General features: G+C 67.7%; 8 protein-coding genes. 5 read left to right on the top strand and 3 right to left on the bottom strand.

Annotation, left to right across the window (positions count from 1 at the left end; all coding sequences use genetic code 11):
• Nucleotides 1–60 precede the first annotated feature (60 nt).
• Nucleotides 61–1,461, top strand: a complete 1,401-nt coding sequence (pssA, locus tag ABNK63_RS01720; RefSeq protein WP_007804206.1) for a CDP-diacylglycerol--serine O-phosphatidyltransferase — start codon at nt 61–63, stop codon at nt 1,459–1,461.
• Nucleotides 1,462–1,526: 65 nt separating this feature from the next.
• Here the strand turns inward: pssA and ABNK63_RS01725 are convergent, their stop codons facing one another.
• Both ABNK63_RS01725 and ABNK63_RS01730 read right to left on the bottom strand, forming a co-directional pair.
• Complete coding sequence (locus ABNK63_RS01725) at nt 1,527–2,126, bottom strand: GNAT family N-acetyltransferase (RefSeq protein ID WP_350016515.1); 600 nt, start codon at nt 2,124–2,126, stop codon at nt 1,527–1,529.
• Between the two features lie 19 nt (nt 2,127–2,145).
• Nucleotides 2,146–2,352: a DUF465 domain-containing protein gene (locus ABNK63_RS01730; protein ID WP_007804203.1), complete on the bottom strand. Its 207-nt coding sequence runs from the start codon at nt 2,350–2,352 to the stop codon at nt 2,146–2,148.
• 136 nt (nt 2,353–2,488) lie between these two features.
• Between ABNK63_RS01730 and ttcA the strand changes: the two genes are divergently transcribed.
• Both ttcA and ABNK63_RS01740 read left to right on the top strand, forming a co-directional pair.
• Nucleotides 2,489–3,349: a tRNA 2-thiocytidine(32) synthetase TtcA gene (ttcA, locus tag ABNK63_RS01735; protein ID WP_007804201.1), complete on the top strand. Its 861-nt coding sequence runs from the start codon at nt 2,489–2,491 to the stop codon at nt 3,347–3,349.
• 33 nt (nt 3,350–3,382) lie between these two features.
• On the top strand, nt 3,383–4,585 hold the full coding sequence (locus ABNK63_RS01740; protein ID WP_350016516.1) for an amino acid aminotransferase: 1,203 nt from the start codon (nt 3,383–3,385) through the stop codon (nt 4,583–4,585).
• 93 nt (nt 4,586–4,678) lie between these two features.
• On the opposite strand, the gene ABNK63_RS01745 is transcribed toward ABNK63_RS01740, so the two are convergent.
• Nucleotides 4,679–7,273, bottom strand: coding sequence for a LuxR C-terminal-related transcriptional regulator (locus tag ABNK63_RS01745; RefSeq protein ID WP_350016517.1), 2,595 nt, complete (start codon nt 7,271–7,273; stop codon nt 4,679–4,681).
• A 372-nt stretch (nt 7,274–7,645) separates the two neighbouring features.
• On the opposite strand from ABNK63_RS01745, the gene ABNK63_RS01750 reads away from it, so the two are divergent.
• Nucleotides 7,646–9,166 carry a M4 family metallopeptidase gene (locus ABNK63_RS01750; RefSeq protein WP_350016518.1) on the top strand — a complete coding sequence of 507 codons (1,521 nt, stop codon included), beginning with the start codon at nt 7,646–7,648 and terminating at the stop codon, nt 9,164–9,166.
• Nucleotides 9,167–9,266: 100 nt separating this feature from the next.
• Entirely contained in the window at nt 9,267–14,657 is a 5,391-nt protein-coding gene (locus ABNK63_RS01755; RefSeq protein ID WP_350016519.1) for a hypothetical protein, read from the top strand.
• Nucleotides 14,658–14,679 lie beyond the last annotated feature (22 nt).

The raw sequence follows: 14,679 nt of genomic DNA on the forward strand, positions 1-14,679 counted from the left end.
CGGTGTAGGCGCATCCGCCGTGGTTTGCGATGATGGGCGTTGTCGTCCATCGTTGTGGCCATGAACAAGCTGATCTCCGCTCCCGGCCGCATCGCGCGGCGCATCCTGCCGTTCCCCCGCAGGCGCAAGCCGGGCGCCTCGACGCAGGCGATGCCGTTCTTCGCGGTGCCCGCCGGCGCCATCGCCACCCTGCCTGACCCGGCTGCGTTCCGGCAGACCCTGCTGCGACTCATCGGCCAGGCTACCCGGCGCATCGTGATCGTGGCCTTGTACCTGCAGGACGACGATGCCGGCCGTGAAGTGCTCGATGCGCTGTACGCGGCGAAGGCGCGCGCGCCGGATCTGCAGATAGCCGTGTTCGTGGACTGGCATCGCGCCCAGCGCGGCCTGATCGGCAAGCAGAAAAGCGCGGGCAACGCGGGCATGTACCGCGAGTACGCGGCGCGGCTGGGGCCGGGGGTGGAGATCTACGGCGTGCCGGTGCAGAACCGCGAACTGTTCGGCGTGCTGCATCTGAAAGGCTTCGTGATCGACGATGCGGTGCTCTACAGCGGCGCCAGTCTCAATGATGTCTATCTCGCTCGGCATGGGCGCTACCGGCTCGACCGCTATCACCTGCTGCAGCACGCCGGCCTGGCCGACGCGATGGCCGGTTTCGTGCAGAAGCATTTCAACGGCAGCGATGCGGTGCGGCGCCTGAACGTGGCGGACGTGCCCTCGACGAAGTCGTTGCAGCCGGCGATCCGCGAATTCCGCCAGGCATTGCAGCGGGCGAGCTACGAGGTGCCGCAGGCCAGCCTGGTCGACGGCACGGTGGCGGTGACGCCCCTGCCGGGCTTCGGCCGCAGCGACAACACGCTGAACGAGGTGCTGCTCGACTTGCTGCGTGGCACGCGCCAGCGACTGATCGTGCTGACCCCGTACTTCAACCTGCCGCGGCCGGTGCGCGCGGTGCTGGGCCAGCTGCTGCGTCGTGGCTGCACGATCGACATCATGGTCGGCGACAAGACCGCCAACGATTTCTACATCCCGCCGGGCGAGCCGTTCAAGACCATCGGCCTGTTGCCCTACCTGTACGAAAACAACCTGCGCCGCTTCGCCCGCGCGCACCGCCGCCAGATCGACAGCGGCCAGCTCAACCTGCACCTGTGGCGCGACGGCGACAACAGCTATCACCTGAAGGGCCTGCTGATCGACGACGACGTGGCCGTGCTGACCGGCAACAACCTCAATCCGCGCGCGTGGTCACTGGATCTGGAAAACGCACTGATCCTGCGCGACCCGTCGCGCCTGCTGCAGGCACAACACGAAGCGGAGTGGGCGGCCTTGCGTCGGCACGCCACGCGACTGGTCGACTACCAGGCGCTGGAGAGCCCGCGGCAGTATCCGCCCGAGGTGCGCAAGCTGCTGAAGCGACTCAGCCGCAGCCAGCTCGACCACCTGCTCAACCGGCTGATGTAGGAGCGTATCCCGTGCGCGAACGCTTTTCGTGACGTGACGAAGAGCCATTGCGCATGGGTGCGCTCCTACGATGCCGCCAGCCGGCTCAGCCGCATCTCCAGCCAGTTCGACACGTTCGGCCATTCCCCGGCGAGGATGCTGAAGCACACGGTGTTGCGCAGGCTGCCGTCGACGCGGCGCCGGTGGGCGCGCAGGACGCCCTCGCGCTGCGCGCCAAGACGCTCGATCGCGCGCTGCGAATCCTCGTTCAATTCGTCGGTGTGGAAGGCCACCGCCACGCAGTCCAGGGCCTCGAACGCGTGCTCCAGCAGCAGCCGCTTGCAGGCGGTGTTGAGGTGGCTCTTCTGCCAGCGCTTCGCGTACCAGGTGTAGCCGATGGCGAGCCGTGGCAGCGCGGCGTCGATCTCGTAGTAGCGGGTGCTGCCGACGATCTGGCCGCTGCCGGACTCGCGGATCGCGAACGGCAGCATGTGGCCTTCGGCCTGGCCTTGCAGCGCCCTGGCCACGTAGTCACCGGTCTGCCCCGGCGCCGGGACGCTGGTGACCTGCAGGTTCCACAGCTCGCCGTCGGCGGCGGCCGCCTCCAGTGCCGGCACGTGTTCCAGGCTCAGCGGTTCCAGCACGACGTATTCGTCGTGCAGACGGATCGGGGCGAACGGGGCCATCGGGGATTCCAGTGGGCGCTCAGGCGTCGAGGTCGGGGATCAGCTTGCTCTCGAGCCGCGCGATGTGGTCCTTCAGCAGCAGCTTGCGTTTCTTCAGCCGGGTCAGCTGCAGCTCGTCGCGACCGATCGCCGAGGCGAGCTGGTCGATCGCGGCGTCGAGGTCGCGATGCTCCATCCGCAGCTCGGCGAGCAAGTGGACGATTTCTGCGTGATCCTGGACCTGCATGACGGTGATGAGGCTGGGCGGCGATCTCCCAAGTGTACCGCCGATTTGCCACGCCGATTTGCCGCCGTGCCCATGGATTCGGCCCGGCGGCGGCGAGGTCGCTACAATGGCAGGCTCCCGTTGCCGATCGCCCGACATGTCCGCCCCGTTGCCCATTTTCCGCCCACCCGCCGCCGACGGCGGCAAGCTGGCCCGGCGCCTGCGCCGCCAGGTAGGCCAGGCGGTGGGCGATTTCGGCATGATCGAGGAGGGCGACAAGGTGATGGTGTGCCTGTCCGGCGGCAAGGATTCGTACACCTTGCTGGACCTGCTGCTGCAGTTGCAGGCGAAAGCGCCGGTGCGCTTCGAACTGATCGCGGTGAACCTGGACCAGAAGCAGCCGGACTACCCGGAACATGTATTGCCGGACTACCTGACCGCCCGCGGCGTGCCGTTTCACATCATCGAGCAGGACACCTACAGCACGGTGACCCGGGTGATTCCCGCGGGGAAGACCATGTGCAGCCTGTGCTCGCGGCTGCGTCGCGGCGCGCTGTACACCTGGGCGGCGGCCAACGGCATCACCAAGATCGCGCTCGGCCATCATCGCGACGACATCCTCGCCACGTTCTTCCTCAACATGTTCTACCAGGCGCAGCTGAAGGCGATGCCGCCGAAGCTGCGCTCGGACGACGGCCGTCACGTGGTGATCCGCCCGCTGGCCTATTGCCGCGAGGACGACATCGCCGAGTACGCGGCGCAGCAGCAGTTTCCGATCATCCCGTGCAACCTGTGCGGCTCGCAGGACAACCTGCAGCGCCAGGCGGTGGGCCGGATGCTGGCCGAGTGGGAACGGCAGCAGCCCGGGCGCAGCGAGAACATCTTTCGCGCGCTGACCCATGTGTCACCCTCGCAACTGGCCGACCGCCAGCTGTTCGACTTCAGCTTCGGCGCCACGCCCGCCTCCGTCGCCTGGCCGGTCGACGGCACGGACGACACCGCCACCACGCAGGCCTGAACCCTCCCCGTCACCTCACTTCGAGTAACCGCCGTGTCCTACTTTGCATCCGTTGAAATGGCTCCGGGCGATCCGATCCTGGGTCTCACCGAGACCTACCTCGCCGACCCCCGGCCGGGCAAGATCAATCTTGGCGTGGGCATCTATGTCGACGAACAGGGCCGCATTCCGCTGTTGCCGAGCGTGCACGAGGTGGAGAACGCGCTGGCCGCCGCGGCCAAGCCGCGCGGCTACCTGCCGATCGACGGGCTGGCCGCGTACAACCGGCTGACCCAGCAACTGGTGTTCGGCGAAGCATCGCCGCTGCTCGCCGCCGGACGCGTGGCCACCGCGCAGACCATCGGCGGCAGCGCCGCGCTGCGCGTGGCCGCGGACCTGCTGAAGCAGGTCGGCGGCGCCGGCGCGAAGATCGCCATCAGCAACCCGAGCTGGGGCAACCACCACGTGGTGTTCCGCACGGCGGGTTTCGAATTGCTGGAATACCGCTACTACGATCCGGCCACGCACGGCCTGGATTTCACCGGCATGCTGGAAGACCTGGGCAGCCTGGAGCCCGGCACCGTGGTGCTGCTGCACGCGTGCTGCCACAACCCCACGGGCGTGGATCTGGACGCGACGCAATGGACGCAGCTGATCGAGCTGCTGAAGGAGCGCAAGCTGCTGCCCTTCGTCGACATGGCCTACCAGGGTTTCGACCGGGGCACCGAACAGGACGCCACCGCGGTGCGCCTGCTGGGAGAGTCGGGCATCGAGGCCTTCGTGGTCGCCAATTCGTACTCGAAGTCGTTCTCGCTGTACGGCGAGCGGGTCGGCGCCCTGTCGATGGTCGGTGTCGATCGCGACGAGGCCGCGCGGCTGCAGTCGAAGATCAAGCAGGTCATCCGCACGATCTACTCCAGCCCGTCGACGCACGGCGCCGCGCTGGTCGCCGGCGTGCTGGGCAGCAGCGAACTGCGCGCGCGCTGGGAGCAGGAACTCGGTGGCATGCGCGGGCGCATCCACGCGATGCGCGCGGGCTTCGTCGAAAAACTGGCCGCACTGGGTGCGCCGGACTTCGGCTTCATCAACCGGCAGGCGGGCATGTTCTCCTACTCCGGCCTGAGCAGGGCGCAGGTGCACCGTCTGCGCGACGAATACGCGATCTATGCCCTCGACAGCGGACGCATCTGCGTGGCGGCGCTGAACCAGGCCAACCTCGACACCGTGGCTGCAGCCGTTGCGCAGGTCATTCGCTGAACCCACCCAGGTTCTCGCGAGCGCTTGTCCATGGCGTTGACGTTGCGACTGGCGTGCGGGCAAGGGGAACTCCTGCACGCACGTCGGCTTGTCTCAATTCACCACCAGGCCGAGCACGCGGGCGCGATCGACAGCATGGCGGCGGGTGCCGGCCGAAAGTTTCTGGAACAGGTTCTTCAGGTGCCATTTCACGGTCTCGGCACTGATGTCGAGGTGGCGTGCGATCAGCTTGTTCGACAGGCCTTCCTGCAACAGCTTGAGTATCTCCGCTTCCTTCGCGGTCAGCAGGCCGGGTTGCCGAGGCATCTGATCCGTTGAGGGCAAGGTGGCTGTCGGCGAAGCGGCTGGCTGGTCCGCACGCCCCACTATCCGCAGTCCGGTGCTGTTCCTGTGCAGCTCCACGGCCATCTGGACGGCCAGCGGATGGGTCTCGGCGAGCAGCCTGGCATTGCCGCCCAGGCTCGCCAGTGACAGCACTTCGCCCAGCGAGGCCAGTGCGGTGTCTGCATGTTGCTGACGTGCCACCACCGCGCGAAGGACCTTGACCGTCCAGCCATCACGAGTCCGTTGCAGTTGGCGGGCCAGCCGGTCCGCCGTATCCAGTTGCCGATTCGCGCTTGCCGCATCGTGACTCGCCAGCGCCGCGTAGGCCCTGGCGATGCTCGCCCCGAGCTGATAGTGCGGCAGCAACGGCAGCTGATCTTCCTGCTGGAACGCCGGCGCCAGCCGATCCAGCAGGGGCATCAGTTCGCCCACCATGTCGCTGCGTTCGGCCAGGGCGTGGATGCGAATCCTCTCGGCCAGGCCGTGCAACTGCAATCGCGGCAAATGCCGGCGGCTGGCCAGGGCATCGAGGCTGTCCAGTGCATGCAGCGCGCGCCGCTCGTCACCCTGGCCGAGGGCGATCCGCACCAGGGTGCGATACGCGGTCAGAATCGCATCGGGGTAGCTGCTCTCGATGACGTCGAGGCGATTGGCGAGCAGTGCCTGCGCCGCGGCGAGCTGGTCGCGCTCCAGCAGGGCAGCGGCGAGCACGGCGGCATACAGACACGCGACCGTGCTGCGTCGTCCATCCTCCTTTTCCGCCAATGCCAGCGCAGGGCGCAACACGGCCTCGGCCTGATCGGCGTGGCCATCCCTGAGATGGCTCAGCCCGGTGATGGAAAGGGCCGACGCCGCCGCCAGCCGCATGGAGCCGGCGTGTCCATACGCCGCTATCTTTGCGGTGGCGGTACGGACATCGGCGCTCGAACCCGTATGCAGCGTCAGCAGGGCACCGCAGTTCAGGGGCGCGACAAAGTACAGGGGGTCCACGATCAGTCCGGGCAACTGTGGCCATCGGGACAGCAACTGCGGCAGCAGACCCAGGTTGTCGGCATAAATCGCCGCGCCGCCGGCGACGCGCAATGCCAGCCAGAGCAGCCGGGGCGACGTCGCCGGGTCGTTGGCGATGTCCAGGGAGATCCGCAACGCTTCCGCATTGCCGTCGCCGAGCGCGTTCACCCATGCCGCGACCAGCCGCAGCGACACGTTTTCGGCAAGGACCTTCGGCGGGATGCGATCCAGCCATTCGCGCGCCTCGGCCAGTTTTCCCTCGGTGCCGAGCGCCCACAGCGATTGCGCCGCGTAGGTGTGGGCGAGGGCTTCATCCCCGGCCGCCAGCGCGTGGCCCGCCGCCTCGGAAAAGCGCCCGTGCGAGGCCAGCCAGCGGGAGGCGCGGACATGGAGTTCTACCCGCTCGGCCGCTGGCAACTGTTCGAACCGGCCCATCAGGAAATCCCTGGCGAGCGGATGCAGGCGAACCCAGTCGCTGGTTTCGCCCACCATCATGATCGGCGTTTCCAGGATCAGATGGTCGAGCCGGCCTGCCGCGTCCGCGCAACCCGTCACGGCCTCGCAGAGCTCCGCGTTCATGTGCCCGAGGATGGCCGAGCGGACGAGGAAGTCGGTGGTGTGCGGGGGCAGGCGTGAAAAGAGCGACTCCACGAAATAGTCCTGCAGACTTTCCCGACGGGCGGAGAACGTGGCAATGGCCGCGGACGGGTCGGCTTCACGCTCGATCTTCGCGATGGCGAGCTGCAGGCCGACCGGCCAGCCCTCGGTCAGGTCGTGCAGCTTCGCGCGCAGGTCCAGATCCAGGCGCGGTCCAAGTCGGCGTTCAAGTATCTCGACCGATTCGTCGAACTGCAGCCGCAAGTCGTCTGTTTTCAGCACGGCGAAATTGCTCTTCGCAGCGAGTTCGCTGGTCTGCAATGGCAGGGGCGTTCTCGATCCGATCACCACATGCAGATTCGCCGGCGCATTCAGCAGCAGATACTGGATCGCTTCGTGCACGGTCGCCGCGGGCAGCCTTTCCGCGTCATCGATCATGAGCACCGTTTCGGCCTGCAGCTGGGCGATTTCCGCCAGCAACGCCGTCAGCGCCTCGACCTGCTGGCCGATCCCGCTCGCGTACTGGTCGGCAATGATGTCGAACGCCTTCCGCCCGCTTGCGCGGCGGATGGCCTGCAGCAAGCCTTCAACGAATCGGGTCGGCTGATCCTGCGCATCGGCCCCCAGCCACGCCACCAGGGCCTGCTCTTCCATCCAGCGCCGCCGCCACTGCAGCAACAGCGTGGTCTTGCCGAAGCCGGCCGGCGCGACAACGGCGATCACGGTCCGCTCGTGCATCTCGTCCAGGAACTGCAACAGCCGTTCCCGATCCAGCGCATTGCGTGGAAGGCGCGGTGGCGTGGTCTTCAGGATGATGTCGGGTGCGGACATCCGCGCAGATTACTCGATCCCCCAGGCGCCGGCGTGGCGCTGCCGCACCCTGCCGCGCGCCGTTCGCGGCAGGGCGAAGATCGGCTGTCGTGCCCGGATTTCCGCTGATTCGGGGGCTTGGCGCGGGCGCACCCCCCGCACACCCGGATGCCCCCCCCTTGTTGGGGGGTGTGGCGTGGCCCGGGAAGTCGTTCTACTCGGGGGTGCATGCCTGACCGTGGCGGCGGCCAAGGGCCCGTCCACGCAGGATCGTCAACTCGGGGGAGTCAGATGTCTTTGAAATGCAAAGTGCTGCCAATGGCAGCAATGGTCTTCTGTGCCAGCCAGGCGCACGCTGTCGACACGGCGCAGGCAGCCGTCAATCGCGCTCTCGATCTGGTTCACAGCCATGGCGCCTCGGCGCGCGCCTCGGTCAACGATCGCTACACCAGCCGCGGGGTGCTGGTCGACGCGGACGGCACCGAACATGTGCGCCTGGAGCGGACCTACAACGGCTTGCCGGTGATCGGTGGCGACCTGGTCGTGCACTCGCGCAACGGCAGCTATCGTTCCACCTCCGTCAGCCAGGGCGCGCCCCTGAATCTGTCGATCCGGCCGGTGGTCGGGTCGGACGAGGCCGCGGTCATCGCCGGCGCGGAATTCGGCAGCGGGTTCGTCGGAATGCCGGAGCGCACGCTGTCGGTGTATGCACGTGGCCACGGTGCGCCGCGACTGGCCTGGCGGGTTCGCATGCACGACGCGCAGGCCGACATGACCTACATCGTCGATGCCCGCACGGGTGCGCTGATCGAGCGCTGGAGCAACCTCGAAACGACCGCCGTCACCGGCCGGGCGAACACGCTGTACTCGGGAAATGTCCCGCTGGTCACCAACTCGGTCATCGGCGGCTACGAGTTGCGCGATCCGACCCGCGGCAGGATGCGCACCATCGATGGCTCCAACAGTCGCACCTCGGGCCAGATCTACAAGGACAGCGACAACGTCTGGGGCAACTCCACGACGCTGGACCTGGCCACCGCCGCCGCCGACGCCGAATACGGCGCTTCGATGACCTGGGACTTCTACAAGACGACCTTCGGGCGCAACGGCATCGGCGACGACGGCAAGGGTGCCTACAACCGGGTGCACTACGGCACCAAATACAACAATGCGTTCTGGTCGGACGCCTGCTTCTGCATGACCTACGGCGACGGCGATGGCGTCAACGTCGGTCCCCTGGTCGCGCTCGACATCACCGGCCACGAGATGAGCCACGGCGTCACGGCGCGCACCGCGGGCCTGATCTACTCGGGGGAATCCGGCGGGCTGAACGAGGCCAATTCGGACATCCTCGGCAGCATGGTCGAGTTCTACGCGAACAACAGTCACGACACGCCCGACTACATGATCGGCGAGTCGATCGTCCCGGCCAACGTACCCGGCAGCCCGGGCCAGCACGCGCTTCGCTACATGTGGAAGCCCAGCCTGGACGGCCGTTCGCCCGACTTCTACGTGAGCAACATCGGCAGCCTGGACGTGCACTATTCGTCGGGCGTGGCCAATCACTTCTATTACCTGCTGGCCGAGGGCACCACGCCGAAGACCTTCAGTGGCGTGGTCCACAGCTCGCCGACCATCAACGGCGCAAGCCTGCCCGGCATCGGGCGGACCAAGGCGCAGAAGATCTGGTATCGCGCGCTGACGGTTTACTTCACCTCCAGCACCGACTACGCGGCTGCCCGCGTCGCCACGATCCAGGCGGCGAAGGACCTGTACGGAGCCACGTCGGCCGAAGCGAATGCGGTTGCCGCCACGTGGACCGCGGTCAACGTGCTGTAAGCGGCCAGCTGCGGCGCGATCGCCACCAGGCCAACCATCACCGCCGGCGCGGGACCAGCCAGGTCCCGCGCCGGATCGATAGCCGATAGTCGGGGACACCATGAACCAATCCACGCAGCGCGGCGCACCGCGCAGAACGCGCGTACTCGCCAGCCAGCCCGTTGCCCCCATCAGCCGCGCGATCCGCGCGGCCCTGGCCGTATCGGCCACCATGCTGACCCTGTTTGCGCCCGCCGCGAGCTGGGCTGCCGATAGCGGCACCTGCAGCTACGACGCCGTCAGCAATACGTACGCCTGCAACGGTGATTTCAGCCAGCCGATTGCCGATGCCGGTTTCATCCCGCCGGCTGACCTGACGGTCGTACTGGGTGACCAGCTGCCGAGCAGCGTGCATCCGGACGCCGGGTACATCGGCATCGACGCGGCGTGGGCTGGCGACATTTCCATCCTGGTCAATGCCGGCAGCAGCATCCAGACCGCGGGCGCCGACGGCATCCATGCCTATGGTTCCGATGCCACGACCCGGGTGTCCAACTACGGCAGCATCGCCACGGCGGTAACCGCCGAGGATGCCGAAGCGATGGACATCGGTGGCGTTCACGACGTCACCGTCGTCAACGGCGGCAGCGTGCTCGCGAGTGACGCCGACGGCGGTCATGACGTCATCGGCGCCAGCGTGTTCTCCGACTATGGCAGCGTCCAGTTCGACAATCTCGCCGGGGCCGTGATCGGCGCCAGCGCCTACGACGGCAGTGCCACCGCACTGCTGGCAGCCAGCCAGGGCTATTACGGCCAGCTCGCCATCAGCAACGCAGGCGTGATCAACGCTGACTCGATCCACGGCGATGCCAGCGGCATCGTCGCCTCGGCGGCCAGCCAGGGCTACGCGAACATCCAGAACAGCGGCAGCGTCCAGGCCAGCGGCTACGCCAGCGCCGTGGGCATCGAAGCCTACGGCGAGTACAGCAGCACGGTCGACAACAGCGGCGATGTCGGCGCCGCCGCCAGCGCGGCGGGCGGTGCGACGGCCTACGGGGTGAGCAACCTCTCCTATCACCTGTCCTACCTCTACAACGACGCGCCTGGCACGATCACGGCCACGGCCCATGCCGGCTACGGCGGAGCGGTGGCGGTGGGTGCCTATGTCGTGGGCGGCGATGTCAGCACGCTGCACAACGACGGCAGCATCACCGCCAGCGCGAAGAGCGACTTCGGCTCCGCGCAGGCATACGGCGCCGTGGTCGAGGGCTACAGCGGGGTCGGCCTGCTGATCAGTGGCGGCGATGTCGACGCCAGCACCGTGGCGGGCATCGGCGGCTACGCGCAGGCCACCGGCGACCTGGTGGTCGCGGCGGTGGCGAGCATCTTCAACGATGGCAACGCCAGCGCCACGGCCACCGCCGGCGCCGCCGGCGTCGCGATCGCCACGGGCCTGCACGCCGAGGGCACCAACACGGCGATCAACAGCTATGGCGACGTGAGCGCCACGGCCAAGGCCGTGGGTGGCGCAGCCAGCGCCACCGGTACGTATGCCTACGGTCATTCGGGCTCGGCATCCTTCTACAACACCGGGGACATCTCGGCGCAGGCATCCGCCTATGCCGGCGTGGCCGAGGCCACCGGGGTCAACTCGATCGGCATCTACAACGCCTACGCCACCAACCTGGGAACGATTTCCGCCACGGCTTCGGGTGCCCAGGCGACCGCCGCCGGCGTGGTCAACCAGTCGTACTTCGAGGCGGCCACCAGCAACGCCGGCCGGATCACCGTGACGGCATCGGGCACCGTGGCGCCTTACGGTCAATATGAAGCGGTGGCGGTCGGCGTCTACACGTTCGCCACGATCTACGATGCCATCGTCGACAACAGCGGCTCGGTTTCCGTCACCAGCTCCGCGCTGGCCGACATCGACGACACCGGCGGCTTCCTGGTGGCCAAGGCGATTGGCGTGCGCGCGGTGAATCCCGCTGGCTACGGCGAAGCGCTGGTGACCAACACCGGTGACGTCGGCGCCTCGGCGGTCACCGGCCAGGGCTATGCGTCGGCCTGGGGCGCCATCGCCCAGTCCGGTTCCTACGGCTACGGCCAGGCAGAGATCGACAACGACGGTTCGATCGCGAGCAGCGCCCAGTCGGGCGCGGGCAACTCGGTGACCATCGGTGCGTACGCGCACAGCGGAAGCACGGCGATCATCGTCAATCACGGGGACATCAGCGCCACGTCGCAGGCCGGGCGTGGCATTCCCTACGTGTCGCTCGCCACCGCGTACGCCACCGGCGCCCAGGTGTACGGATTCGCCTATGGCGGCGGCGAAGCCAGCATCAGCAACGACGGCAGCATCGAAGCCGACGCGTCCCTCGCCGGCGGCATCGTTGCCGCGACCGCGCTGAAGACTTTCGGATCGAGTTCCACGGTCGACAACGCCGCGGGCGCCACCATTGCCGCCACGGCCGAAGCCACCCTGTTCGGCGGCGTCGGCGCGGTGGCCGTCGAAGCCGGCGGACTCTACGGCGTCGCCGTGGCCAACGACGGCAACATCAGCGCATACGCACGTGCACACGCCTATGCCGACGGTGTGCACGACTATTACGGCGCCAGCCGCGCCATGGCCGTCGAGGCCATCGCCAACTACCGGGGCAACGTGTCCGTGGTGAACCACGGCGACATCGCGGCCCACGCGGTCGCCGAAAACGGCATCACCTTCTTCAATGCCGGCGCGGGCGCCACCGGCGTGAGCACGTATGCCAAGTACGCCGCGACGGTCGAGAACGCCGGCGACATCTCCGCCGTGGCCGAAAGCGAGCTGGGCATCGTCGGCGCCTACGGCGTGATGGGCCGCGGCAAGTACTACACCCATGTGGCCAACGACGCCGGGTCCAGCATCGTGGCCTCCGCCAGCACCGCCAGCCTCGCCAGCGACCAGTACGGTGGGCGCGCCGTTTCCTTCGGCACCCATGTCTTCGGCACCGATCACGGCGTCACCTACAACGCCGGCAGCATCGTCTCGCACGCGGTCGTCACTGCCGACGGCGGCGAGAACGAAGGTCGCAGCCTGGCCAGTGCCTGGGGCAGCGCCGTCGGTGCCTATTCCTCGATCCAGACCGGCGAGGTGGTCAACGTCGGCGACATCGAGGCGGCCGCCTCGGCCGACTTCGGCTACGCAAACGCGTTCGGAACGTATGTGCTGTCGCACTACGATTCGAGCACGTCCAATGCCGGAAGCATCCAGTCGACCGCCAGGTCCGACCACGGCCACGCGTTTGCGGTCGGCAGCTACGCGTTTGCGCTGCACCAGCAGTACCACGTGGACTGCGACGAGAACGGCTATTGCGACTATTCCAACCCCACGTTCACCCCCGACGCCGGCACGGCTTCGCTGGATAACAGCGGCGGGATCATGGCGGTGGCCACGGCGCAAGGTGGCAGCGGACAGAGCTACGGCGCCTCGGTGCTCGGTGCATTCGTTTCGGGCATCACCAACAGCGGGCACATCGGCGCCAGCGCCGACGCCGATGACGCACGCGCCGTCGGTGCCCTGACCAACAGCGTCTACGGCTACTCGACGGTGCAGAACAGCGGCAGCTTCGAGGCGATCGCATCCGGCGGGACGGCCAGCGCCAGCGGCGTGTTCGCCGCCGGCGCCTACGGCAACGCCGACAACGGCCAGTTCGCCGCGACGATCGACAACCAGGGCAGCATCCTGGCCAGGGCGACGGGCACGACTACGGCCACGGCCATCGGCATCGAATCGGTCGGCTGGAAGGATGCGGGCATCCGCATCGACAACGGTGGAACGATCGGTGCGGCCGCCTACGGCGCGGACGCCACCGCCACCGCGGTGTCGATGGATGCCCGTGGCGCCAACGTGCTGACCAACACCGGCAGCATCGCTGCCTACGGTGACGGCACGCGGATCGCGGTCTCGTCCGGCATCGGTGCGACGGCCACGATCGCCAACCAGGGCTCGATGGTCGGCGCGGTCGTCACCGGCGACCTCGATGACAGCTTCGACAACGCGGCCGGCGCCAGCTGGCAGGCCATCGGCAGCTCCGATTTCGGGGCGGGCGACGACCACGTGGTGAATCGCGGCACGCTGTTCATGGCCGATGCCTCGATCAGCCTCGGCGGATACGTCAACGGCAACACGTTCGACAACTTCGGCACGATCAGCGTGTCCGGCGCCACCAACCTGATCGACATGGACAACCCGTTCCCGGTGTCCAACAACGGCGTGATCAGCTTCGTCGATGGCGCGCCCGACGACGTGCTGACCGTGGCAGGCGATTTCGCCGGCCAGGGCTCGCTCGATGTCGACGTCAGCGGGCTGCACCAGACCGGCGACCGCCTGTACGTCGATGGCAACGTGATCGATTCGACCCGCCAGGTCATCAACGTGAACCTGATCGACATGCCGACCACGCCGACGGTCGACATTCCGCTGGTCATCGCGAGTGGCACCCGGGGCGGAAGCTTCACGCTGGGGCAGACGCAATCGCAGGCCCGGGGTTTTGTTGCGCTGGATTTCGGCCTGAAGACGGCTGGTGGCACGACATCGCTGGTGATGGACGTCACCGGCCTGAACGCTGCCGGTTCACTGGCGTCCGCCCTGACGCCGGGTGCGCAGAGCCTGGTCAATGCGGAAGTGGGCACCTGGCGTCAACGCATGGGCGTGGTGCCGGAGCAGGGCAAGCGTGGGCTGGCACCGTGGGTGCGCACGTTCTCCGACAGTGGCGACATCCGCCCGGGAAGCAGCAGCAATTTCGGCGCCAGTGGCAACGCCGCGTTCCACCAGACCAATCGGGGCCTGGAGTTCGGGCTCGATACGCGCCTGTCCGACCATCTGTCGGCAGGCGTGCTGATCGGCAAGTCCGATGGCAGCCAGCGCATGGCCGACGGCAGCGGCTCCGATCGTCTGGACGGCAGGACGTTCGGCCTGTACGGCACGTGGATGGCGGACAACAGTTTCTACTTCGACGTTTCGCAGCGCTGGACCGGCATCAAGGCGCACCTGCGCTCGGGGATGGTCGCCACCACCACGGACGCCGACGCGGCAGTCTTCAACGTCGAGGCCGGCGTCACCGCGTGGACCCTGGCCGGTGTCCATGTCATGCCCCAGCTGCAGTACACCCGCACCCGCATCGAAGGCATCTCGTCGCTGCACCTGCAGCAGTCGGATTTCGTCGATCACGGTGGCGTGTCATCGCGTGGCCGCGCCGGCCTGGCTTTCGACAAGACCATCCAGGGCGCGCGCTTCAGCTGGACCCCTTATGGCTCGGTCAATGCCGTGCGCGAATTCAGGGGCAACCACAGCTACGCGATCAACGGCGGCCTGCTCGGTGCCACCAGCACCCGGGGTACCAGCGCGATGGTCGAGCTCGGTCTGGGTGCGCGTCGGGGCGGCCTGTCGCTCACCGGTGGCGTGAACTGGACCGATGGCGGCGCGCTGCAGAACGTTCTGGGTGGGCAGTTGGCCGTGCGTTACAGCTGGTAAGGCCGGACACCTCCGGCCGCGC

The sequence above is a fragment of the Rhodanobacter sp. IGA1.0 genome, from assembly GCF_040208325.1.
Classification (GTDB): Bacteria; Pseudomonadota; Gammaproteobacteria; order Xanthomonadales; family Rhodanobacteraceae; genus Rhodanobacter; species Rhodanobacter spathiphylli.

Bases quoted from the DNA above. Each gene is read 5' to 3' on its own strand.
- pssA (WP_007804206.1), top strand. From the start codon at position 61: ATGAACAAGCTGATCTCCGCTCCCGGCCGCATCGCGCGGCGCATCCTG.
- ABNK63_RS01725 (WP_350016515.1), bottom strand. From the start codon at position 2,126: ATGGCCCCGTTCGCCCCGATCCGTCTGCACGACGAATACGTCGTGCTG.
- ABNK63_RS01730 (WP_007804203.1), bottom strand. From the start codon at position 2,352: ATGCAGGTCCAGGATCACGCAGAAATCGTCCACTTGCTCGCCGAGCTG.
- ttcA (WP_007804201.1), top strand. From the start codon at position 2,489: ATGTCCGCCCCGTTGCCCATTTTCCGCCCACCCGCCGCCGACGGCGGC.
- ABNK63_RS01750 (WP_350016518.1), top strand. From the start codon at position 7,646: ATGGCAGCAATGGTCTTCTGTGCCAGCCAGGCGCACGCTGTCGACACG.
- ABNK63_RS01755 (WP_350016519.1), top strand. From the start codon at position 9,267: ATGAACCAATCCACGCAGCGCGGCGCACCGCGCAGAACGCGCGTACTC.